A 23,017-nucleotide genomic window follows, 5' to 3' on the forward strand; every position below is an offset into this window, starting at 1 on the left:
TAAACAAAACAGCGTTTCATTATTATTGAATTAGCATGTTGTTATTATTATGCTGGGCGGCAGGAAAGCGACGGTCCGCGGAGCGTTGTCACTGCCACGCAGCGCTGTTCAGGGCCGCCGCTTCCTCCCGCCCACCGTCCTTTTTTCTCATCTTAATGCATCGCCCATTGCCCGCTTTTTATTCTCGCCCGTCAAAATCGATGATTTGTTACGCATTACCGTAACAAGCCGTTGTAAAACAGGGAAAAATAAACAATTGGTTACAGGGTAACTGCTTCCACTACTGGGAATTTTCCCATATACTGGATAAATTAACAGTTTACCAGCCGGAATCGCAACAGCATGACCGCGGAAGGACACCTTATATTCTCTGTCGCTTGCGCGATCTTCGCCAAGAAGACGGAAGTGACGCCAGAGCTGGCTACCGGCGACTGGTGGCACATCATACCCGCCGCGCTGCTGACCTCGCTGCTGCCGGACATCGATCACCCCAAGTCGGTGCTGGGCCAGCGCCTGCGCTGGATCGCCTTGCCCATCGCCCGCGCCTTCGGCCACCGAGGTTTCACCCACAGCCTGCTGGCGATCGCCGGCGGCATGGCGCTGTTCCAGCTGGATGTGCCGCGCAGTTGGCCGATCCCGGCCGACGCGCTGCACGCCATGATCATCGGTTACTTCAGCCATCTGCTGGCCGATATGCTCACCCCCGCCGGCGTGCCGCTGCTGTGGCCATGCCGCTGGCGTTTTCGCCTGCCGCTGCTCAACTCGCAAAAAGGCAACCAGCTGGAGCGGGTGCTGTGTCTGTGCCTGGTGGCGTTTGCCATCTGCTGGCAAGGTGATTTCACCCTGCCGGTGCAATCCTATGTCGAGCAAATCAGAAATATCAGACTCTGATCACAAAAAAACGCTTAACCCATCACCTTGATGTATATAAAACAAACAAAAACACACAAAAAGCTATATCAAATTCCATTTGGATATAAGTGGGCCACTCGGCAAACTGTTACGATATTTACATCGCGACATACGTGATGCGTTGTCGTTTTTATAAGAAAGATTATTGGAGACATTGGGGATGAATCTTCCGCTCGTGATTAACGTGCTGGTGTTTGTCGCGCTCCTTTTGCTGCTGGCGCAAACCCGCCACAAGCAATGGAGCCTGGCGAAAAAAGTGCTGGTCGGCCTGGTGGTCGGCGTGGTGTTCGGCCTGGGCCTGCAGCTGGTGTACGGCTCCGACAACCCGGTACTGAAAGAATCCATCAGCTGGTTCAACATCGTCGGCAACGGCTATGTGCAACTGCTGCAAATGATCGTCATGCCGCTGGTGTTCGCCTCGATCCTGAGCGCGGTGGCCAAGCTGCATAACGCCTCTTCTCTGGGCAAAATCAGCGTACTGACTATCGGCACGCTGCTGTTCACCACGCTGATCTCGGCGCTGGTGGGCGTGCTGGTCACCAACCTGTTCGGCCTGACCGCCGAAGGCCTGGTGCAGGGCGCGCAGGAAAGCGCGCGCCTGACGGCGATCCAGACCAACTACGTGGGCAAACTGGCCGACCTGACCGTGCCGCAGATGGTGCTGTCGTTCATCCCGAAAAACCCGTTCGCCGATCTGACCGGCGCCAGCCCGACGTCGATCATTAGCGTGGTGATTTTCGCCACCTTCCTCGGCGTGGCGTCGCTGCAGCTGCTGAAAGACGACAAGCCGAAAGGCGAGCGCGTGCTGGTGGCTATCGACACCCTACAGGCCTGGGTGATGAAGCTGGTGCGTCTGGTCATGAAGCTGACGCCGTATGGCGTGCTGGCGCTGATGACCAAAGTGGTCGCCGGTTCCAACATTCACGACATCGTCAAGCTCGGCAGCTTCGTGGTGGCCTCCTACATCGGCCTGGCCATCATGTTCGTGGTACATGCCATCCTGCTGGCCTTCACCGGCGTGAACCCGATGAAGTTCTTCCGCAAGGTGTGGCCGGTGATTACCTTCGCCTTCACCAGCCGCTCCAGCGCCGCCAGCATTCCATTGAACGTGGAAGCGCAGACCCGTCGTCTGGGCGTGCCGGAATCCATCGCCAGCTTCTCGGCGTCGTTCGGCGCCACCATTGGCCAGAACGGCTGTGCGGGCCTCTACCCGGCGATGCTGGCGGTGATGGTTGCGCCGACCGTCGGCATCAACCCGCTGGATCCGGTGTGGATCGCCACCCTGGTCGGCATCGTCACCCTCAGCTCCGCCGGTGTGGCGGGCGTGGGCGGCGGCGCCACCTTCGCCGCGCTGATCGTGCTGCCGGCGATGGGCCTGCCGGTGACGCTGGTCGCGCTGCTGATCTCGGTCGAACCGTTGATCGACATGGGCCGCACCGCGCTGAATGTCAACGGCTCCATGGCGGCAGGCACCATCACCAGCCAGCTGATGAAGCAAACCGACAAAGCCGTGATGGACAGCGAAGACGAAGTCGAACTGGCTCACCGCTAACGCCGTCTCAGAACAAAAAAACCGGGGATTATCCCCGGTTTTTTTATGCCCCGCGTTCGGTCGTTACGGCCGCTCGCCGTTCGCCAGCCGCCGGTTGATATCGGCGATCACATCCGGTAATTGCGCCAGCGTGTCTATCACATAATGCGCGCCCGCCGCGTACAGCTTATCGGCGGCCGCCGTGCGGCGCTGCGCTATTTCCCCTGCCGCCATTTGACGGTACTCCGACCAGGTAGCGCCGAACTCGTTGCCGGACAGCGCCAGCCCGACGCTCCACATCCCGGCGTTCAGCCCTTCGGCAATGCCCGGCACCGCGTCATCCACCTTCACGCAGTGCGCCACCGCATCGATGCCCAGCGCGATCGCGTTCTGCAACGCCATCCACGGCCCCGGCCGCCCGCCGGCCGCGAGATCGTCAGTGGCGACCCAGTAATCCGGCGCGTAACCGCGCTGCGCAGCGGCCGGCGCCAGCACCTCCATCACCGCGCGCGGATAACCGGAGCAGGAGCCGATTTTAATGCCCTGTTCGCGCAGCCCGGCAATCACCTGCGGCACGCCCTCAATGGGATCGGCGAAGTCGATCACTTTGGCGATTTGCAGCGGCATAAACGCCTGATACAGCGCGTCGATGTCTTGATGGCTCATCGAGCGGCCCAGCTTCTGTCGCCAGCGCGCGTCGATCGCCGGCAGTTTGCCCAGCGCCTCGATGTGCTGCCATTTGCCGAGGCCCATCGGAATGCGCGCTTCCGCCAGGCTAATGTCGATATCGAAGGTGTGTTTGAACGCCTCGACGAAAATCTGCGTCGGCGCAAAGGAACCAAAGTCCACCGTGGTGCCGGCCCAGTCGAGGATCACTGCGTTGATCTGTTTCATGGTCAATCCTTATTGATTCCAGTACATCGCCTGCCCGACGGCCGCCAGCAAACGTTCGATATCCTGCGGATAAATTTCCCCGATGTTGCCGATGCGGAAGCAGTCGCTCTGCGACACTTTGCCGGGATAAATCACGAAACCTTGCTGCTTCAGGCGCTGATAAAACTCGGCGAAGCGGTAAGTGTCGGCCTTCGGCGAATAGAACGCGGTGATGATCGGCGAATGCAGCGCATCGTCCAGCAGGGTATCAAAGCCCAGCTCGCGCATGCCCGCCACCAGCCGACGCTGATTAGTCTGATAGCGGTGGTGGCGCGCGGCAATGCCGCCCTCTTGTTCCAGCTCTTTCAGCGCCTGCGCGAAGGCCAGCACGGTGTGGGTCGGCGACGTAAAGCGCCATTTGCCGGCCTGATCCTCCATACAGCGCCACTGGGCATACAGATCCAGCGACAGCGAGCGTGAACGGCCGGCGCATTTCTCCAGCTCGCTGCGGCGGGCGATGACAAAAGCGAAGCCCGGCACGCCTTGAATGCATTTGTTGGCGGAGCTGATCAGAAAATCGATGCCCAGCGCGTCCACATCCAACGGGATGCCGCCAAAGCTGCTCATGGCGTCGACGATAAAGGTCTTGCCGTTGCGCGCCGCCAGACCGGCAACCTTCTGCAGCGGGTTGAGCATGCCGGTGGTGGTTTCACAGTGCACCATGGCGATATGGCTGATGCGCGCATCGCTTTTCAGCACCGCCTCCATCGCCGTCACATCCGGTTCATTCACCTCACCGCAGTCGAAAGCGTGGTGGTCGATATCCATCAGCCGCGCCATTTCGATCATCCGCGCCCCGTAGGCGCCGTTGTTGACGATCAGCAGCTTGTCCTGCGGGCCGATGACCGTGCCCAGCACGCCCTCTACCGCGAAGCTGCCGCTGCCTTGCAGCAGCACCGAGGTATAACCGGCGGACGGCGTCGCCAGCGCCACCAACCGTTGGCGAATGCGCTGTACCACGCCGAGGTTGTAATCTTCATCCCAGGTGCAGCTGTCATACAGCATCGCCTCTTTCACCGTTTTCGACGTGGTCAACGGGCCGGGGGTCAACAGCAGGTAGTTACGATCGGACATGTTATTCACCTATTGGTCTATACCAGATTGCGCACATTGTGGCGGCAAATTCCTGCCCCGGTCAAACGACAAAGCGCGGTGAAACAAAAAATTCATCTGGCTATGTATAATAAGCGCGTGCCGGAATGTCGGGCCGATGCCATAGCGAGATGAAATGAAAGAACATCAGGGCGATATGCCTCACTACCTGCAGATCAAGGATCAGCTTCAGGCGCGCATCACCCGCGGCGCGCTACAGGCCGGCGATAAGCTGCCTTCGGAGCGCGAGCTGTGCGCCATCTTCTCCACCACCCGCGTCACCATTCGCGAAAGCCTGGCGCAATTGGAAGCCACCGGCGCCATCTACCGCGCCGATCGCCGCGGCTGGTTCGTCACGCCGGAACGGCTGTGGCTGGATCCGACGCAGAACACCAACTTCCACCGTCTCTGTCAGGAGCAAGGGCGCACGCCGCGCACCGCGCTGCTGTCCGGCGAAAAAACCACGGTGCCGCTCGACGTGATGCAGTCGCTGGCGCTCGAACCGTTCGATCAGGTGTATCTGCTGCGCCGCGTGCGGTATGCCGACGGCCGCGCCATCTGCTATTGCGAGAACCACTGCCTGCCGCAGCGGGTGCCGGCACTGCTCAGTCACGATCTCAACGGCAGCCTGACCGAGGTTTATCAGCAGCATTACGATTTGATTTACAGCAACATGCACCTGTCGTTCTACCCGACCGCCCTGCCTTATCGCGCCGCCAATGCGCTCGGCGCCATGGTCGGCCTGCCCGCGTTGCTACTGCGCCGGTTGAATTACGATCAGCACGGCCGCATTCTCGATTTCGATATCGAATACTGGCGCCACGACAGCCTGCGCATCGAAGTCGATACGCTTTAACCCCCTGCATGACGGGGCTGCGCCTGCCGCTCCGCCTTTCTCTCCCACGCCTAATCCCCGTCGCCGGCAACTATATTTTGCCGCTTTCATTTGTTTGTCATATTTGCCGATTAGCTTGGCCGCATATCTGGTGTATACCAGTTTCGCATGAACCCGCAACAGTGAGGCTGAAGCTATGAAATTCTCTCGTCTGGTCGTGATGATCGCCATCGCACTCGGCGCCGCGCCGGCCTGGGCCGCCGACGCGGTGGTGACCGTCTACTCCGCCGATGGTCTGCACGACGGCGATCACAGCTGGTATCAAACCCAGTTCAACGCCTTCACCCAGGCGACCGGCGTCAAAGTGCAGTACGTCGAAGGCGGCTCCGGCGCCATCGTGGAGCGCCTGTCGAAGGAGCGCAGCAACCCGCAGGCCGACGTGCTGGTGACGCTGCCGCCGTTCATCCAGCGCGCCGCCGCGGAAAAACTGCTGCAGGATTTCACCCCGCAGGATGCGGCGCAGATCGCCGACGCCCAGCCGCAGTTCGTGCCGCTGGTGAACAACTACCTGAGCTTCATCTATAACGCCAAACTGCTGCCGCAGGCGCCCGCCAGCTATCAACAACTGCTGGACGCGCAATTCCGCAATAAGCTGCAGTACTCCACGCCGGGTCAGGCGGGTGACGGCACCGCGGTGATGCTGCAGGCGTTTCACAGCTTCGGCGGCAAAGATGCCGGTTTCGACTACCTCGGCAAGCTGCAAAGCAACAACGTCGGCCCTTCGGCCTCCACCGGCAAGCTGACCGCGCTGGTCAATAAAGGCGAGTTGCTGGTGGCCAACGGCGATCTGCAGATGAATCTGGCGCAGATGCGCAGCAATCCGAACGTGAAGGTGTTCTGGCCGGCCGGGCCGGACGGCAAACGCAGCACGCTGGTGCTGCCTTACTATATCGGCCTGGTGCAAGGCGCGCCGCAAAGCGCCAACGGCAAAAAACTGATCGACTTCCTGCTGAGCAAAGAAGCGCAGAGCAGCGTCAGCGCCATTTCCTACGGTATGCCGGTGCGCAAGGACGTCACCCCGACCGACGATAACTTCAAGCAGTCGCAGGCGGCGCTGAAAGGCGTGGACATCTGGGCGCCGGACTGGAACCAGGTGGTGAACAGCCTGTCCGCCGATATCTCCCGCTGGCGCCAGGTGACCGAATGACGCTGACGATGCCTTCTACCCTCTCTTCCCGCGCCGAGGCGCGGGATAGCAGCCTCGACATCGCCGGGCCGTCGGGCATTCAGCTCAACCGCGTCAGCGTGTCGTATCGCGGCACCGAGGTGCTGAAACCCCTCACGCTCACCATCGCCCCCGGCGAAGTGCTGGCGCTGATCGGCCCCTCCGGCTCGGGTAAAACCACCGTGCTGCGGGCGATCGCCGGATTCGTGCAGCCCTCCGCCGGACGCATCGCCATCGGTGACATCGATGTCACCGACGTGCCGCCCTATGAGCGCGGCCTGGGCATGGTGGTACAGAACTACGCGCTGTTTCCGCATATGCGCGTCGAGGACAATGTGGCGTTCGGCCTGCGCGCGCAAGGCAAGCCGCGCGGCCTGACCACCGAGCGCGTCGAAGAAGCGTTGGCCATCGTCGGCATGTCCGCCTACGCCAAGCGCTATCCCAGCCAGCTTTCCGGCGGCCAACAGCAGAGGGTGGCGATCGCTCGCGCCATTGCGGTGCGCCCCAAAGTCTTGCTGCTGGATGAGCCGCTGTCGGCGCTGGACGCGCAAATCCGTCACAGCATGGTGGAAGAGATCGCCCGCCTGCACCGCGAGCTGCCGGATCTGACCATCCTGTACGTCACCCACGATCAGGGGGAAGCGCTGACGCTGGCGGACAAGATCGGCATCATGCGCGACGGCCACCTGATCGCCCACGGCGAAACCCGCGCGTTGTACCACCATCCGACGAACCGCTTCGCCGCCGAGTTTCTCGGCCGCGCCAACCTGCTGCCGGCCACCGCCCTTGAGACTACCGCGCAGCAAGGCATGACCACCGTCAGCTGCGCCGGCAAAGTGATCGGCTGTTTCACCTACGGCGCACAACGCGGCTTCGACAAGCTGCTGTGCATCCGGCCGCAGCATATTGCGCTTGATGCCGACGCCCAGCGCAGCAACTGCCTCATCGGCACGCTGCGCGATATTCATTGGCAGGGGGAGCTGACGCACCTGCAGTTCGAGGTACAAGGCCATTCGCTGCGCGTGGTCACCACCCATCGCAGCCGGATGCCGCAGATCGGCGAGCGCGTGCCGCTCTATTTCGCCCCCGACGATGCGGTACTGATCGAGGACTGACATGACCGACTCTACGCTTATTCGCCCGGCCCTGCGGCTGCGTTTCCCGCGCAGTCTGTGGATCCTGCTGCCGCTGCTGGTGCTGGCGACGCTGTTTTTCTACCCGTTGGCGCTGATCGTCAAACAGGCGTTTACCGACGATCAGGGGCTATTCAGCGCCGCCGCGCTGCAACAGGTGTTCGAATCCCGGCGCTTTGTCAGCGCTCTGCTCAACACGCTGCAGATTGCGCTGCTGGCGACGCTGGGCTGCCTGGTGCTCGGCACCCTGCTGTCGCTGCTGCTGGTGTTCACGCCGTTCCCCGGCAGCCGACTGATCGCCCGGGTGATCGATACCTTTATCGCCATGCCGACCTTCCTGATCACGCTGGCCTTCACCTTTATCTACGGCTCCGCCGGTCTGCTGAACGGCACGCTGATGACGGCCTTCGGTTTCACCCTACCGCCGGTGGACTTTCTTTACTCCATCTGGGGGGTGATCCTGGCGGAAATCACCGTGTTTACGCCGCTGGTGATGCGCCCGCTGATGGCGGCATTGTCGCAGATCGATCGCAGCCAGCTCGAGGCCGCCAGCATTCTCGGCGCCCGGCCGGGGCGCGTGGTGCGCCAGGTGATTTTACCGGCCGCGCTGCCGGCCTTGCTGGCCGGTGGCAGCCTGTGCCTGCTGTTGACCACCAATGAGTTCGGCATCGTGCTGTTTATCGGCGCCAAGGGCGTCACCACGCTGCCGATGATGGTCTACACCAAAGCGATTCTGGAGTCGGATTACGCCGTCGCCTGCACGATCGCCGTCGTGAATATCGCGCTGTCCCTCGGGCTGTTCTCCCTTTACCGCTACGCCGCGGCGCGCGCCGGGCTGAGGAACTGACGATGTTGATATGGTCCCGCACCGGACGCACCCTGACCTGCACGTTGACGATCACGCTGTTCGCCCTGTTCTTCTGCCTGCCGCTGGCGGTGTGAACCGCCCCGGTTTTTTTGGAGAGTTTTTAGTCCGGAAGCTCAGGCTGCCAGACCATTATTTGTACTGGAAGCATAATAGGCATTTTCAGCTTCTACCGGCGGTATGTGTCCTAGCCGTTCCAGTAACCTTCTATTGTTGAACCAGTCCACCCACGCCAGTGTCGCAAGCTCCACTTCCGCGTGGTTTTTCCAGCTCTTACGGTGGATCACTTCCGCTTTGTAAAGGCCATTGATACTCTCGGCCAGGGCATTATCGTAAGAGTCGCCTGTGCTGCCTGTCGACGCCAACAGCTCCGCCTCCTGCAGCCGCTGGGTGTACGCCAGTGACACGTATTGGGAGCCCTTGTCCGAGTGATGGATTGTACCTGAGGGGCGACGTGCCCACAGAGCTTGTTCCAGAGCATCTAGCACGAACCTTGCTTCCATCGACGATGAGACCCGCCAGCCAACGATCGTGCCCGCGAACACATCGATTATGAATGCCACATAGGCGAAGCCCTGCCAGGTGCTAACGTACGTAAAATCTGCACACCAAAGCTGATTGGGACGTTCTGCCACGAACTGGCGGTTTACCAGATCCGCTGCTGCCGCTGTTTTGCGACCGATCGTGGTCTTGATGACTTTGCCACGGAGTACGCCCCGAAGACCTATTATTTTCATCAGGCGTTCAACAGTACACCGGGCAACGCTAAAGCCCTCGCGGAGCAACTGACGCCAGACTTTTCGTGCTCCATAGACACTGTAATTTTCTTCGTAAACGCGTTTTATCTCCTGGCTGATTTGAGCATCGCACTTTTCTCGTTGGCTACATTTCTCAGGATACAGCCGGCGTTGCTGATGCCAGTAATATGTCGACGGGGCAATATCCAGTTCGCGACATACCGGCCCGACCCCGTGTGTACCACTCAGACACTGCATAAGTGGCATTATTTTTTCCAGTGGCGGTCGAGCTCCGCCTGGGCAAAATAAGCTGAGGCCTGGCGCAATATATCATTGCTGCGGCGTAGCTCCCGATTTTCACGCTCCAGTTCTTTTAAACGCTGGCGCTCATTGGTGCTCAGTCCGCCATCATCAGTGTTGACGGGGCTGACACCACCACTGGCATCATTTTTATGCTGGCGCAACCAGGCTCGTAAGGTGTCGTAATGGCACCCGATTTTTGACGATATGGCACGAATGGCATCCGGCTCAGAGTCATACTCATTACGGTGTTCCAACAACATTCTGACAGCGCGCTCACGCAGTTCAGGGGGATAGCGTTTGGCGGATGGTGATTTCATTTTGGGTCTCCTTTCACTGAGAGTTTAGTCTCCAAGAAACCCGGTACGGTTCAATGATCCTGATGTCCAGCCTCAGTGAACAGTGGAACGGCGTGCTGCCGAGCGGTTTCACCCTCAACCACTTCCGCCAGGCGTTCAGCGGCGCCTCCTGGGACGCGCTGGTCGCCAGTCTGGCTATCGGTTTCAGCGCCAGCCTGTTCGCGCTGTTGTGCGGCACCTGGGCGGCGCTGGCGCTGCGCCACGCGCCTGAACGCGGCCGACGGCTGCTGGGCACGCTGTTTTTCATTCCCAGCGCGGTGCCTTCGGTCTCTATCGGTTTGGGGATGCTGGTGGCGTTCAGCCAGGGGCCGCTGCAGATGAACGGCACCTTCCTGATCGTGCCCGCCGCTCACTTCGTGCTGATTTCCGCCTTTACCTTCGGCAACGTGATGGCCGGGTTGACCCGGCTACCTGGCGACTACGAGAACGTCGCCGCCAGCCTGGGCGCTTCGCCGCTGTTCCGCCTGCGCCACGTCACCCTGCCGATGATCGCCCCCTACATGATCTCCGCCTTCGCGCTCAGCCTGTCGCTGTCGATGGGGGAGCTGGGCGCGACCATGATGATCTACCCGCCGAGTTGGGCGACGCTGCCGGTCACGATCTTCAGCCTGACCGATCGCGGCAGCATCGCCAACGGCGCGACGCTGACCATGATCCTGGTGGCGGCCACGCTGTTGCTGATGTTAGTGCTGGAGCGGATTGCGCAGCGGCTGACGCCGGGCGCAAAATAGCAACAAGGCGCTGCCATGGCGGCGCCTTGTTTTTAGAAACGAAGGGTCAGAACGGGTAGTCGTGATAGCCCTGCAGCTCGGAAATGCGTCGGGCGGCGACGTGCAGCAACGCCACATACTCCTCCCGCGCCGCGTCGGAAAAACGCAGCGTCGGGAAAGAGATGCTCAGCCCGGCGATCGCCACCCCGAACCGATCGAAGACCGGTACGGCGATGCAGCGGATCCCCGCCTCCTGCTCTTCGGCATCTTCGCCGAATCCCTGCGCTCGTACCCGATCCAGCACCGGCAACAGTTCGGCGGCGCTGGCCAAGGTATGCTCGGTGCTGCGGGTAAATTCAATCTGCGACAGGATCTGCGCCACCTCATCCCGATCGCGCCAGGCCAGCAGCACTTTACCGATGGCGGTGCTGTGCAGCGGGTTACGGCGACCGATGCGCGAATACATGCGCAGGTTGTACATCGCGTCGATCTTGTGGATATAGACGATACCGTCCTCATCCAGAGCGCCGAGGTGGATGGTTTCGCGGGTGCGGTTCGACAGTTCGCGCATCTGCACGTCGGCGCTGCGGATCAGATCGACGTTCTCCAACGATTTGGCGCCCAGTTCGAACAGCTTGAGCGTCAGCGCATACTTTTCCGTCTCGCCCTCCTGCGAAACGTAGCCCAGCGCTTTCATGGTCTGCAGAAAACGGTAGACGGTGCTTTTGGACATCATCACCCGTTGGGACAGTTCGGTAATGCCAATCTCGCGCTCATCGCCAAGCGCCTGCAGAATGCCGAACACTTTCATCACGGATGAGACGGCATCCGGTTGCTTGTCTGAATCTGCGTTAGCCATGGTGCATACCCTACTTAACGGTTTTGTTTCAGGAAATTTAAACAAGGGTTTCAGTATAATCGGAACAGATCGAAGCGCGCAACGCGGCTGAACGCTAAGCAATTGAAGCCAAATGGATAACCGTTGGCCCGCTCACCGCCGTTTACAATTAAGCGGACAAGGGGCATGCAATCACGGGCGAATATGATTAGCATGATAATACTCCCCTGAATAAATACCGCTGAGACCAACATGCGTCCTTGTTCCGACGGCCTCCCCGTCCCGCAACGCTATGGGGCGATCCTCGCCATCGCCCTCGGCATTACCGTATCCGTGCTCGACGGCGCGATAGCCAACGTGGCGCTGCCCACCATCGCTCGCGATCTCAACGCCAGCCCGGCCAGCTCCATTTGGGTAGTCAACGCCTATCAGTTGGCGATCACCGTGTCTCTGCTGTCGCTGGCGTCGCTCGGCGATCTGGTCGGCTATCGCCGCATCTATCAGGCCGGATTGCTGGTGTTCAGCATCACCTCACTGTTCTGCGCCCTGTCCGACTCGCTGCTCACCCTGACCATCGCCCGCGTGCTGCAGGGCTTTGGCGCCGCCGCCATCATGAGCGTCAACACCGCGCTGATCCGCATCATCTACCCGCAGCGTTTTCTCGGCCGCGGCATGGGCATCAACTCGCTGATTGTCGCCTGCTCCTCGGCGGCCGGGCCGACGGTGGCGGCCGCTATCCTGTCGGTCGCGTCCTGGCAGTGGCTGTTCGCCATCAACCTGCCGATCGGCATCGTCGCGCTGCTGCTGGGGATGAAATTCCTGCCGGCCAACGGCCAGAAAAGCGATAACCGCCGTTTCGATCCCACCAGCGCGGTGCTGAACGCGCTGACCTTCGGCCTGCTGATCACCGCCATCAGCGGCTTCGCCCAGGGCCAGAGCCTGACGCTGATCTTCAGCGAAATCGCCGCACTGCTGGCGATTGGCGCGGTGTTCGTGCGCCGTCAGTTGCGCCAGGAATTCCCTCTGCTGCCCGTCGACCTGCTGCGTATCCCGATCTTCGCCCTGTCGATGGGCACCTCAATCTGTTCGTTCGCCGCGCAAATGCTGGCGATGGTGTCGTTGCCGTTCTTCCTGCAAAGTGCATTGGGCCGCGACGAGGTGGCGACCGGGCTGCTGCTGACGCCGTGGCCGCTGGCGATCGTGGTGATGGCGCCGATTGCCGGTCGGCTGGTGGAGCGCGTGCACGCCGGCCTGCTGGGCTGTATTGGGCTGGCGGTGTTCGCGCTCGGGCTGTTTTCGCTGGCGCTGCTGCCGGCGGCGCCGTCGAATATGGACATCATCTGGCGCATGGTGCTGTGCGGCGCCGGCTTCGGCCTGTTCCAGTCGCCCAACAACCACACCATCATCTCCGCCGCGCCGCGCAACCGCAGCGGCGGCGCCAGCGGCATGCTGGGCACCGCCCGCCTGCTGGGGCAAACCTCGGGGGCCGCGCTGGTGGCGCTGATGTTCAACCTGTTCCCTACCTCCGGCACCCACGCTTCGCTGATCCTGGCCGGCGTGTTCGCTACCCTGGCGGCGGCGGTCAGCGGCCTGCGTATCACCCAATCGACCGCGCAAACGGCGCAGCCCAGCCGCGAGGTGAAATAGAGGACATTGAAAGAGCCGGAACCCAATCGATTTTAAAACCGACGCGGCCTGCCTGAGCCGGGCCGCGTCGAGTGCGATGCAGGTCTGGCGTCAGTCGCCGCTCCTCAAAGGGCTGCGGCCTTGTCGTAGACACGCTAAATAGGCGTCGTCATCCGGATACCAGCCAACAATGCGTTGGCCGTCGTTATCCACCCCCTCGAAGCCCTTCAGTAAGCCAGGGACGAACATCCGCTTTATCAGATCTTCGGCCTGCGCGCTGTCGATGCGGCAATCACAGCGCGTGTCTCCGTCAACCTGAACGAAGTTCTGCAACGAAGCGAGACACCGCGCGTCGAGATCGCCATGGACATGGATAAACTCCCCCGTCTCTACCAGAGTGAGCGCGGTCAGGTCTCCCCCCACCACGAATGCGCCGTCGTTTCCTGAGCTGCAATAGGCGTGGCGTATGCGGACATCATCACGCACGACCAGTCCGCCCCAGCAAATCAGCGTATCCGCCTGCACCCGACCCAGCACGACAATGCCGCCGTCCTCGCGCTGCGGTGACACCGCCAGGCATCCTTCCACGATCACATCGCCGTCCACGATCAGGTAATCGTACTCGTGGCTGTCGTGCTCGTCGGGGAAAAATGCCGGGAGGTGAAGATCGCCTGAATGCCAGCGAATAGCCGGCTGTTCAGCATCGTCATCATGCCGGTTGAACAGTTCCGCAACCGCATCGGCGATACCGCTTGTCAATTCGGCCAGGCGCGCCGGTAGCTCATCACCGTTGAGTAAGGGAAGGTGGTTGATTTTCATAGGGCCTCAGGGACAAATGTCATTGCGCCAAAGCATATAACATGCGCCTCCAAAGCCAAACAGCCGGCCGTGACCGAGCACGATGCGGCTTACCCACTCACCGGGTGAACGGGCATCGCACCTGCCCAGGCTGAGAGGCAGAAAGACGCTATTTTCAGGTGGGCTTCAGGGACTTCGGACGCTGCTGCGCAGCATTAACGTCCGTAGACTTTGGTGAGGCGCTTTACCCCATTCATTGCCGAATTTCATTGTTGAATCCGTCACCGCCGCTGACCAAGCGGTTCAGGTATGCCATAAAAAAAACCCCGGCAAGCCGGGGTTTTCCTTTCATTCAGCCGATTATTTCAGGTACTGGCCGGAACGCAGCGCTTCGATACGCTTGTCGAGCGGCGGATGCGACATGAACAGCTCGCTGAACGACTTGGATTTGCCGTTGATGCAGAACGCCATCATGCTGCCCGCTTCCTGCGGTTCATAGCTGGTTTTCAGACGCTGCAAGGCGGCGATCATCTTCTCGCGGCCCACCAGTTTGGCGGAGCCGGCGTCGGCATAGAACTCGCGGTGACGCGAGAACCACATGGTGATGATGCTCGCCAGGATGCCGAACACCAGTTCCAGCACCATCGACACCGCGAAGTAAATCATCGGGTTGCCGTTGCCTTCCCCTTCGCCATCACCGTCGCGGTTGCCGAGGAAACCGGCGGCGACCTGCGCGATCAGGCGTGAAATGAAGATGACGAAGGTGTTCACGATGCCCTGAATCAGGGTCATGGTCACCATATCGCCGTTGGCGACGTGGCTGATTTCGTGCGCGATGACCGCTTCCGCTTCGTCGCGGCTCATGCTCTGCAGCAGGCCGGTGCTGACGGCGACCAGCGAGGCGTCGCGGCGTGCGCCGGTAGCAAAGGCGTTGATGTCCGGCGCGTGGTAGATAGCGACCTGCGGCATGGCGATGCCCGCCTGCTGCGACTGACGGCGTACCGTTTCCAGCAGCCAGTTTTCGGTTTCGTTACGCGGTTGTTCAATCACTTCCCCGCCGACGGAGCGCAGCGCCATCCACTTGGACATCAGCAACGACACGAAAGCGCCGCCGAAGCCGAACAGACCGGCCATGATCATCAGGCCCTGAACGCTACTGGATTGGATTCCTGTCAGGCTGAGCACCAGCCCGAAAACCAACATCACCGCCAGGTTGGTGAGCAGGAACAGAGCTATACGCATCATAAAATGTTTACTTCCTCATAAATGTTAACAAAACGCTGTCTAAGATACCCTAGATCGTATGGGCATTCGTCACAGTTTCAAGAGTCGCGCGTCATTAACCTACTAAAAATACGAAACTTTACAAAAACGGCGCGCGACCGGGATTTGGCAAATTGTAAACGATTGTTGCGCAAGGCGGAGGTTTTTTTACCCTAAATTTGTCAGGTGATGCATCAGCCCGCCTCCCTTCATCCAGCAGGGAGGCTGGCCTTCGCGTCGCCATAAAAAAACGCACCCGAGGGTGCGTTTTTCATCCTGCCGTAGGCGGCCTTATTTGGCCGGCGTTGGCTGCTGAGCGGGCTGATCTTTTTCCAGATGAGCCAGGTCCAGCGCGATATGCACAGATTCATCCAGGTACGGATCCGGTTCCTGGTAATCCTTCGGCAGATCGTCGAGCGATTTCAGCGGCTTCTTGCCCGCGCGCTCCAGGCGCTCGTTGATGCGTTTCAGACGGGTCGCGTCGTCATCGTGGTTCTCTTTCTCGCGCACCGCCAGATTGAGGGACACGATGTTGCGTTTATCCTTCAGCGCCTTGTAATGCGCGATATCCTGCGCGATGTACTGGAACTCCGGATTTTGCGCAATGCGCTGCTGGTGATCTTTCAGCAGTTCCGGCTCGAACGGCGTCATATCGCCGGTCTTGCTGTAGGTCGCCGCATTGATGCTGTCCCACGGCATGGCGTTGTCTTCAAACGCTTCGCCGGTTTCCGCCGGATCGACGCCGGTCGGCATCAGAATGTCCGGCGTCACGCCCTTGCGCTGGGTGCTGCCGCCGTTGACGCGGTAGAACTTCTGAATGGTGTACTGCACCGAACCGAGCGCCGGCCACTCAGGGCGCAGCATCTGATCGTAGATGCGGTTCAACGAACGGTACTGCTGCACGGTGCCTTTACCGAAGGTCGGTTCGCCGACGATCAGCGCGCGGCCGTAATCCTGCATCGCCGCCGCGAAGATCTCGGAGGCGGAGGCGCTGAAGCGATCGACCAGCACCACCAGCGGGCCTTTGTAGTAGGTCACGCCGTCGGTGTCGGCGTCTTCACGCACTTTGCCGTTGTTATCGCGCACCTGCACCACCGGGCCGCTCGGAATGAACAGGCCGGACAGCGACACCGCTTCAGTCAGCGCGCCGCCGCCGTTGGTGCGCAGGTCGATGATCACGCTCTTGACGTTCTGCTTGGCCATCTTCTGCAGCTGCACTTTCACGTCATCGGTCAGACCGACGTAGAAGCCGGGGATGTCGAACACCGCCACCTTCTCTTTGCCGACGGTCTTGATGGTCATTTTCACCGCGCGGTCTTCCAGGCGGATGCGCTCGCGGGTCAAGGTGACCACGCGGGTTTTGGTGCCCTTGCCGGCCGGCAGGACTTCCAGGCGCACCTTGCTGCCCTTCGGCCCTTTGATCAACGACACCACGTCGTCCAGACGCCAGCCGATCACGTCCACCATCGGTTTGCCGGCCTGGCCGACGCCGACGATGCGATCGCCTACGGTGATCGCCTTGCTCTTCGCCGCCGGGCCGCCCGGCACCATCGAGTTGATCAGGGTGTAGTCGTCATCCATCTGCAGCACCGCGCCGATGCCTTCCAGCGACAGGCTCATCTCGGTGTTGAACTGCTCGGTGTTGCGCGGAGACAGATAGTTGGTGTGCGGGTCGATTTCATGCGCAAAGGCATTCATCGCCAGTTGGAAGACGTCTTCGCTGTTGCTTTGCGTCAGGCGCTTGATGGCGAACTGATAACGCTTGGTCAGCGTGTCGCGGATTTCTTTGTCGGTCTTGCCGGTCAGCTTGAGGTTCAGCTCGTCATAGGTGACTTTCGCATCCCACAGGCTATCCAGCTCGGCCTTGTCTTTCGGCCACGGCGCTTTGCTGCGGTCGAGATCGATAGTGCCGTTGCCGGTGAAGTTCATCGGCTTGTCCAGCAACGACAACGCATAGGTATAACGCTCGAAACGGCGTTTCTGCGCCAGATTGAACAGCGCGTAGAAGGTGTCCAGCTTGCCGGTTTTCAGCTCTTCGCCAACCTGATTGCGTTTGCCGGCGAACTGCGCCACGTCGGAAGCCAGCAATACGTTATGGTTGTAGTCCAGCATGTTCAGGTAGCGATCGAAGATCTTGCCTGAAAACTCCGCGTCAAGGGCGAACTGGCGGTAATGAGAGCGAGTGAAGCGCGAGGTAACGCGCTCACTCACCGTAGCGTGCTGGGGTTCCTGTTGCAGTTGGGGCAGTTGGCCGATGCGGATGTTGGCTGTTTCCGCGCCGTAACTGACACCCGCCCACAGCAGCCCTGCAATCGCTGTTAATCTGACGAATTTGTTCATGCCTGGGTTGGCCTCCGTATCAGAACTGCAAGTGTTCTGCGCGCACAATCATCGCCAGACCGGAAGAGAGCTGCACACGTACGCCATCTTTAGCGATTTCGAGTACGGTAGCATCCATCGCGCTCTTGCCTGCTCTGACTTTGATTTCCTGGCCAATTTGCAGTTTAGAGATATCCGTGACTGGCGCATAACGCGGCTGGCTTTCCTCTTTGGCTACACGAGGTTGGCGAGCGGGCTGTGGGCGAGTTTGTGGGCGCGGCTTGCGGTTTTCCGGCGCGGCTCCGCCTTCGCGACGTGCAGCGGGCTTTTTACCGGCTGGACGCGGACGGCGTGGCGCAGCATCGGCGGATTCGCCGGCGGCTTCACGTTTTTTGGCGTTTTGTTCGGCACGCTGTGCCTGAACGCGCGCTTTGGCTTCTTCAAGCTGCTGGCGAGCATGATCGACATGCTGCTGTTCCAGTTCACCGCACGGATTGCCGTCCAGATCGACGCGCTGCGCGCCGACTTTAACGCCGTACAGGTAACGCCAGCTTGAGGTGTACAGGCGCAGGGCAGAACGCAATTGCGTTTTGCTGAGATTCTCTTCCCCCTGCACGCGCTCTACCAAATCCTGAAAAATACCGATTTTCAGCGGACGAGCTTCGCCTTCGGCGCTAAAGCAGAGCGGAAAACGCTCGGCAAGAAAAGCAATGACTTCTTTACTAGAGTTCAACTTAGGTTGATTTTCCATGAAATTTCCTGATTACAACGGTATTGCCAACAAGCCACAGGCATGAACAGGCGTCATTATAATGACGCCATCGGTAATTGCCACGTTAACCGTCGATCAACTTGCCGCCACAGTCACATATTTCGCACTGTCGCACTGTTCCAGTTGCTCACAAAGCCCCGCCACCACTGCTTTCAGGCCCGCTTCGTCCCGTTCGTCGAAGCGTTGATAAACCGTGCTATCGATATCCAAAACGCCGATCGTCCGGCCGCCAACCGCCAGCGGCAGCACGATTTCCGCGTTGCTGGCCGCATCGCAGGCGATATGGCCCGGGAACGCATGCACGTCGCCGACGCGCTGCACGCGATTTTCCGCCACCGCCGTGCCGCACACGCCCTTGCCCACCGGGATGCGCACGCAGGCGATCTTGCCCTGGAACGGCCCCAGCACCAGCTGTTCGCCCTCCATCAGATAGAAACCGACCCAGTTCACGTCATCCAGACGCTCGTTGAGCAAGGCGCTGGCGTTGGACAGCGCCGCGATAAAGTTGGTCTCCCCGCCGAGCAACGCGCTCAGATCACGTTTTAATTCCGCGTAGAATTGTTCTTTTGTCATGTGATAACCATTGAAACAGTGAAGATGGCCAGAAGCCCAAAGCTTAGGCCCTATAAAATAAGCATTAAATGCGTATAGCCACAAGGTTAATCATCTGTTGCTTCACAAAACCCCGTCGCTCGGGGTATGTTTGCCGCTCAGAATCCCGGTTTACCTCGTTTTACCGTCCGGCGCCCGATCGCCAGTGACGCGGCCGGTTTATTTTTCAGCTACGCTGACAGTTCCGGCGGGCTCAAGGGCAGCGACTTGTCAAAAATGAAAATACACGCGATCACCGCCCCCCTTTCCAAAGCGCGCCACCAACGCTGCTGCGAGTGCGATCTGCTGTTCATGCTGCCGCCGCTCAGCGGCAATCAGGCCGCTTATTGTCCGCGCTGCAACGCCAAGGTGGTGCACGGCCGCGACTGGTCGATGACGCGTCTGACCGCCATGGCGATCACCATGCTGCTGCTGATGCCGTTCGCCTTCACCGAACCACTGATCAGCATCCGCCTGCTCGGCACGCGCATCGACGCCAGTTTGCTGGAGGGCATCTGGCAGATGAGCCGCCAGGGCGATCCGCTCACCGCCAGCATGGTGGCGTTTTGCACCCTCGGCGCCCCGCTGACGCTGGCGCTGTCGTTGCTGTACCTGCGCTTCGGCCACGCGCTCGGCATGAACCTGCGCCCGGTGCTGCTGATGCTGGAACGGCTGAAAGAGTGGGTGATGCTGGACATTTATCTGATCGGCATGGCGGTGGCGGCCATCAAGGTGCAGGATTACGCCGACATCCAGGCGGGCAGCGCGCTAATCGCCTACCTGTCGCTCACCCTGCTCAGCATCCTGACGCTGATCCACGCTAACCTGGAGCAGCTGTGGGAGCGTTACTATCCGCAGGAACAGCCGGAAGGCCCGCCGGCGGCGCTGCATATTTGCCTGTCCTGCCACTATACCGGCTACCCTGACGCGCGCGGCCGCTGCCCGCGCTGCCATGTGCCGATGTGCCACCGCCAGCCCTACAGCCTGCAGAAAACCTGGGCGGCGCTGATCGCGGCGATGATCCTGCTGATACCGGCCAACCTGCTGCCGATTTCCATCATTTACGCCAACGGCGTGCGGCTGGAAGACACCATCTTCTCCGGCGTGGTCTCACTGGCCACCTCCGGCAACGTGCCGATCGCCGCCATCGTGTTCATCGCCAGCGTGCTGGTGCCCTTCACCAAGGTGATCGTGCTGATCACGCTGTTGCTGAGCATCCACTTCAAAACCTCGCACAGTCTGAAGACGCGCATTCGTCTGCTGCGCCTGGTCACCTGGATCGGCCGCTGGTCGATGCTCGATCTGTTCGTTATCGCCTTGATGATGTCGCTGGTAAATCGCGATCAACTGTTATCTTTTACTATGGGACCGGCCGCGTTTTACTTTGGCTCGGCGGTCATTTTGACTATTCTTGCCGTTGAATGGCTCGATAGCCGATTGATTTGGGATGCACATGCAACAGGAAACGCCGACTACACCGACTGAAGCGCGGGTCAAGAACAAACGCCGCATTTCACCGTTCTGGTTACTGCCGTTCATCGCCCTGCTGATCGCCGGGTGGCTGGTCTATAACAATGTCCAGGAGCGCGGCACCACCGTCACCATCGATTTCCAATCGGCGGCGGGCATCGTTGCCGGCCGCACGCCGGTGCGCTACCAGGGCGTTGAGGTCGGCACGGTGCAAAAAATCAGTCTGAGCAAAGATCTGCGCAGCATCGTGGTGGAAGCCAGCATCAAAAGCGATCTGGAAGACTCGCTGCGCGAAGGCACCCAGTTCTGGCTGGTGACGCCCAAGGCCTCGCTGGCCGGGGTGTCCGGCCTCGATGCGCTGGTCGGCGGCAACTATATCGGCATGATGCCCGGCAGCGGCAAGGAGCAAACCCACTTCACCGCGCTCGATACCCAGCCGAAGTACCGCCTGAACACCGGTGAACTGATGATTCACCTGCACGCCGACGATCTCGGCTCGCTCAACAGCGGCTCGCTGGTCTACTACCGTAAAATTCCGGTCGGCAAGGTGTATGACTACACCATCAGCGAAGGCAACAAGGGCGTGACCATCGACGTGCTGATCGACCGCCGCTTCGCCAACCTGGTGAAGAGCAACAGCCGCTTCTGGAACGTTTCCGGCTTCAAGGGCGATTTTAGCCTGTCCGGCGCCACGGTGCAGATGGAGAGCCTGGCTGCGCTGGTCAACGGCGCCATTGCCTTCGATTCTCCGGCCGATGGCCAGCAGGCCAAGGGCGATCAGAGCTATACCCTGTATCCTGATCTGGCCCACAGCCAGCGCGGCGTCAATATCCTGCTGGATCTGCCGAGCGGCAACAGCCTGAGAGAAAACCGCACGCCGCTTATGTACCAGGGGCTGCAGGTCGGCACCCTGACCAAGCTGACGTTGCAACAGGACAGCAAAGTGGTCGGTGAACTGACCATCGATCCTTCGGTGGTCGATCTGATGCGCAGCGGCACCCGCATCGTGATGCGCAGCCCGCGCATCAGCCTCAACGACGCCAAGCTTAGCCAGTTGCTGACCGGCACCACGCTGGAGCTGGTGCCGGGCGAAGGCGAGCCGCAGCAGCGCTTCAACGTGCTGGACAGCAGCGAAACGCTGTTGCAACAGCCTGGCGTGCTGACCGTTACGCTGAATGCGCCGCAAAGCTACGGCATCGACGTCGGGCAGCCGCTGGTGGTGCACGGCGTGAAAGTCGGCCAAATCCTGAGCCGCACGCTGACCGCCGGCGGCGTGGTATTCACCGCCGCCATCGACGCGCAGTACCGCGGCCTGCTGCACAAAGACAGTAAATTCGTGGTCAACAGCCGTCTCGACGTCAAGCTGGGCATTGACGGTATGGAAGTGCTTGGCGCCAGCGCCCAGGAATGGGTAGACGGCGGCGTGCGCATTATTCCCGGCAGCAAGGGGGAACCGGGCGGCCAATACCCGCTGTACGCCAACAGCGAAAAAGCCGAGGAAGGCATCGTCGGCAACGCCCCCGCCACCACCCTGACCCTCAGCGCCACCAGCCTGCCGGACGTGCAGGCCGGCTCGGTAGTGCTGTACCGCAAATTCCAGGTGGGCGAGATCGTCAACGTTCGGCCGAAGGCCAACGAGTTTGAGGTGGACGTCTACATCAGCCCGGAATACCGCAAGCTGCTGACGCGCGAAAGCATCTTCTGGGCCGAAGGCGGCGCCAAGGTGCAGCTCAACGGCAGCGGGCTGACGGTGCAGGCTTCGCCGCTCAACCGCGCGCTGAAAGGCGCCATCAGCTTCGATAATCTACAGGGCGTGACGCTGAACAAGGGCGCCAACCGCGTGCTGTACGCCAGCGAAACCGCCGCCCGCGCGGTGGGCAGCCAAATCACGCTGAAAACCTATGACGCCAGCAAGCTGTCGGCGGGCATGCCGCTGCGCTACCTCGGCATCGACGTCGGCCAGGTGGAGTCGCTGCAGCTGGCGCCGGAGCGCAACGAAGTGTTGGCCAAAGCGGTGCTGTATCCGGAATACGTGCAGACCTTCGCGCGCCTCGGCAGCCGCTTCTCGATCGTGTCGCCGGAGATCTCCGCCGCCGGCGTCAGCAATCTCGATACCCTGCTTCAACCTTATATCAACGTGGAGCCGGGGCGCGGCCGCGAGCTGCGCACCTTCGAGCTGCAGCAGGCCAGCATCACCGACTCGCGCTATCTCGATGGCCTGAGCGTCGTGCTCGACGCGGCCGAAACCGGCTCGCTGCAGATCGGCACGCCGGTGCTGTTCCGCGGCGTGGAGGTCGGCACCATCACCGGTTTCTACCTTGGCGCCATGTCCGACCGGGTGCACGTTGCGCTGCGCATCAGCAAGAAGTATCAACATCTGGTGCGCAACAACAGCGTGTTCTGGCTGGCGTCGGGTTACAACCTGCAGTTCGGCCTGACCGGCGGCGTGATCAAGAGCGGCACCTTCCAGCAGTTCATCCGCGGCGGCATCGCCTTCGCCACGCCGCCGACCATTCCACTGGCGCCGAAAGCGACGCCGAACAAGCACTTCCTGCTGAATCCGGAAGAGCCGAAGGACTGGAAAACCTGGGGCACCGCCATTCCGCGCGATTAACTTTCGCGTTTTCCTCAGGGCCCGGCAATGCCGGGCCCTGTTTTTTTCCGCTTTGTGATAAACTCTCGCCCTTGTCTTTATTGCACCCTGAGAG

Annotated in this window: 19 protein-coding genes and 1 other annotated feature; of the genes, 10 read left to right on the forward strand and 9 right to left on the reverse strand. The window is 60.6% G+C overall.

The window, feature by feature from the left end:
* Positions 1 to 342: 342 nt before the first annotated feature.
* Positions 343 to 891 (forward strand): metal-dependent hydrolase, encoded by a 549-nt coding sequence (locus ACMGGK_RS12835; protein ID WP_239044500.1) that lies wholly within the window; start codon positions 343 to 345, stop codon positions 889 to 891.
* A gap of 181 nt (positions 892 to 1,072) precedes the next feature.
* Positions 1,073 to 2,464, forward strand: coding sequence for an L-cystine transporter (locus ACMGGK_RS12840; RefSeq protein WP_049300227.1), 1,392 nt, complete (start codon positions 1,073 to 1,075; stop codon positions 2,462 to 2,464).
* Positions 2,465 to 2,527: 63 nt separating this feature from the next.
* On the opposite strand, the gene phnX is transcribed toward ACMGGK_RS12840, so the two are convergent.
* Both phnX and phnW read right to left on the reverse strand, forming a co-directional pair.
* Entirely contained in the window at positions 2,528 to 3,337 is an 810-nt protein-coding gene (gene phnX, locus ACMGGK_RS12845; RefSeq protein ID WP_016927987.1) for a phosphonoacetaldehyde hydrolase, read from the reverse strand.
* Positions 3,338 to 3,346: 9 nt separating this feature from the next.
* A complete protein-coding gene (gene phnW, locus ACMGGK_RS12850) occupies positions 3,347 to 4,450 on the reverse strand; it encodes a 2-aminoethylphosphonate--pyruvate transaminase (protein WP_016927988.1) in 1,104 nt (367 codons plus the stop codon).
* A 154-nt stretch (positions 4,451 to 4,604) separates the two neighbouring features.
* On the opposite strand from phnW, the gene phnR reads away from it, so the two are divergent.
* From phnR to phnU, 4 genes are all read left to right on the forward strand, one after another.
* A complete protein-coding gene (gene phnR / locus ACMGGK_RS12855; RefSeq protein WP_048795867.1) occupies positions 4,605 to 5,324 on the forward strand; it encodes a phosphonate utilization transcriptional regulator PhnR in 720 nt (239 codons plus the stop codon).
* Positions 5,325 to 5,499: 175 nt separating this feature from the next.
* The gene (locus ACMGGK_RS12860) at positions 5,500 to 6,510 is read left to right on the forward strand and encodes a 2-aminoethylphosphonate ABC transporter substrate-binding protein (RefSeq protein ID WP_420276940.1); all 1,011 of its coding nucleotides are present in this window, start codon (positions 5,500 to 5,502) and stop codon (positions 6,508 to 6,510) included.
* 8 nt (positions 6,511 to 6,518) lie between these two features.
* Positions 6,519 to 7,643, forward strand: coding sequence for a 2-aminoethylphosphonate ABC transport system ATP-binding subunit PhnT (gene phnT / locus ACMGGK_RS12865; RefSeq protein WP_420277451.1), 1,125 nt, complete (start codon positions 6,519 to 6,521; stop codon positions 7,641 to 7,643).
* 1 nt (position 7,644) lies between these two features.
* Positions 7,645 to 8,508, forward strand: coding sequence for a 2-aminoethylphosphonate ABC transporter permease subunit (gene phnU, locus ACMGGK_RS12870; RefSeq protein WP_016927992.1), 864 nt, complete (start codon positions 7,645 to 7,647; stop codon positions 8,506 to 8,508).
* Positions 8,509 to 8,642: 134 nt separating this feature from the next.
* Here phnU and ACMGGK_RS12875 read toward each other — a convergent pair.
* Positions 8,643 to 9,883 (reverse strand): IS3 family transposase gene (locus ACMGGK_RS12875; protein ID WP_420276929.1). Its coding sequence is split into 2 segments (ribosomal slippage): positions 8,643 to 9,568 and positions 9,568 to 9,883, totalling 1,242 coding nucleotides; the frame shifts between segments, so codons are not numbered across the junction.
* Positions 9,459 to 9,575 (reverse strand) — a sequence feature (AL1L pseudoknot). Its footprint overlaps the gene before it by 117 nt.
* A 53-nt stretch (positions 9,884 to 9,936) precedes the next feature.
* Between ACMGGK_RS12875 and ACMGGK_RS12880 the strand changes: the two genes are divergently transcribed.
* On the forward strand, positions 9,937 to 10,653 hold the full coding sequence (locus ACMGGK_RS12880; protein ID WP_420276941.1) for an ABC transporter permease: 717 nt from the start codon (positions 9,937 to 9,939) through the stop codon (positions 10,651 to 10,653).
* A 46-nt stretch (positions 10,654 to 10,699) separates the two neighbouring features.
* Here ACMGGK_RS12880 and kdgR read toward each other — a convergent pair whose 3' ends face one another.
* The gene (kdgR, locus tag ACMGGK_RS12885; RefSeq protein ID WP_028128163.1) at positions 10,700 to 11,491 is read right to left on the reverse strand and encodes a DNA-binding transcriptional regulator KdgR; all 792 of its coding nucleotides are present in this window, start codon (positions 11,489 to 11,491) and stop codon (positions 10,700 to 10,702) included.
* A gap of 231 nt (positions 11,492 to 11,722) precedes the next feature.
* Between kdgR and ACMGGK_RS12890 the strand changes: the two genes are divergently transcribed.
* Complete coding sequence (locus ACMGGK_RS12890) at positions 11,723 to 13,117, forward strand: MFS transporter (RefSeq protein ID WP_079449316.1); 1,395 nt, start codon at positions 11,723 to 11,725, stop codon at positions 13,115 to 13,117.
* A gap of 90 nt (positions 13,118 to 13,207) precedes the next feature.
* On the opposite strand, the gene ACMGGK_RS12895 is transcribed toward ACMGGK_RS12890, so the two are convergent.
* The 5 genes from ACMGGK_RS12895 to ACMGGK_RS12915 form a co-directional block, all read right to left on the reverse strand.
* A complete protein-coding gene (locus tag ACMGGK_RS12895) occupies positions 13,208 to 13,915 on the reverse strand; it encodes a hypothetical protein (protein WP_420276942.1) in 708 nt (235 codons plus the stop codon).
* 339 nt (positions 13,916 to 14,254) lie between these two features.
* Positions 14,255 to 15,139, reverse strand: a complete 885-nt coding sequence (htpX, locus tag ACMGGK_RS12900; RefSeq protein WP_016927998.1) for a protease HtpX — start codon at positions 15,137 to 15,139, stop codon at positions 14,255 to 14,257.
* Between the two features lie 309 nt (positions 15,140 to 15,448).
* Positions 15,449 to 17,497, reverse strand: a complete 2,049-nt coding sequence (gene prc / locus ACMGGK_RS12905; RefSeq protein WP_016927999.1) for a carboxy terminal-processing peptidase — start codon at positions 17,495 to 17,497, stop codon at positions 15,449 to 15,451.
* 19 nt (positions 17,498 to 17,516) lie between these two features.
* Complete coding sequence (proQ, locus tag ACMGGK_RS12910) at positions 17,517 to 18,227, reverse strand: RNA chaperone ProQ (RefSeq protein ID WP_016928000.1); 711 nt, start codon at positions 18,225 to 18,227, stop codon at positions 17,517 to 17,519.
* Positions 18,228 to 18,323: 96 nt separating this feature from the next.
* Positions 18,324 to 18,821 (reverse strand): GAF domain-containing protein, encoded by a 498-nt coding sequence (locus ACMGGK_RS12915; RefSeq protein ID WP_097102273.1) that lies wholly within the window; start codon positions 18,819 to 18,821, stop codon positions 18,324 to 18,326.
* Positions 18,822 to 19,076: 255 nt separating this feature from the next.
* Here ACMGGK_RS12915 and yebS point away from each other — a divergent pair, with 255 nt between their 5' ends.
* Both yebS and ACMGGK_RS12925 read left to right on the forward strand, forming a co-directional pair.
* Positions 19,077 to 20,324 carry a membrane integrity lipid transport subunit YebS gene (gene yebS / locus ACMGGK_RS12920; RefSeq protein WP_028128162.1) on the forward strand — a complete coding sequence of 416 codons (1,248 nt, stop codon included), beginning with the start codon at positions 19,077 to 19,079 and terminating at the stop codon, positions 20,322 to 20,324.
* Positions 20,293 to 22,923, forward strand: coding sequence for an MlaD family protein (locus tag ACMGGK_RS12925; protein WP_420276943.1), 2,631 nt, complete (start codon positions 20,293 to 20,295; stop codon positions 22,921 to 22,923). The genes yebS and ACMGGK_RS12925 overlap by 32 nt, the downstream gene beginning before the upstream one ends.
* The last annotated feature ends 94 nt before the right edge of the window (positions 22,924 to 23,017 follow it).

It is taken from the genome of Serratia sp. BNK-33-b (assembly GCF_048684565.1).
In the GTDB taxonomy this organism is placed as follows: domain Bacteria; phylum Pseudomonadota; class Gammaproteobacteria; order Enterobacterales; family Enterobacteriaceae; genus Serratia; species Serratia marcescens.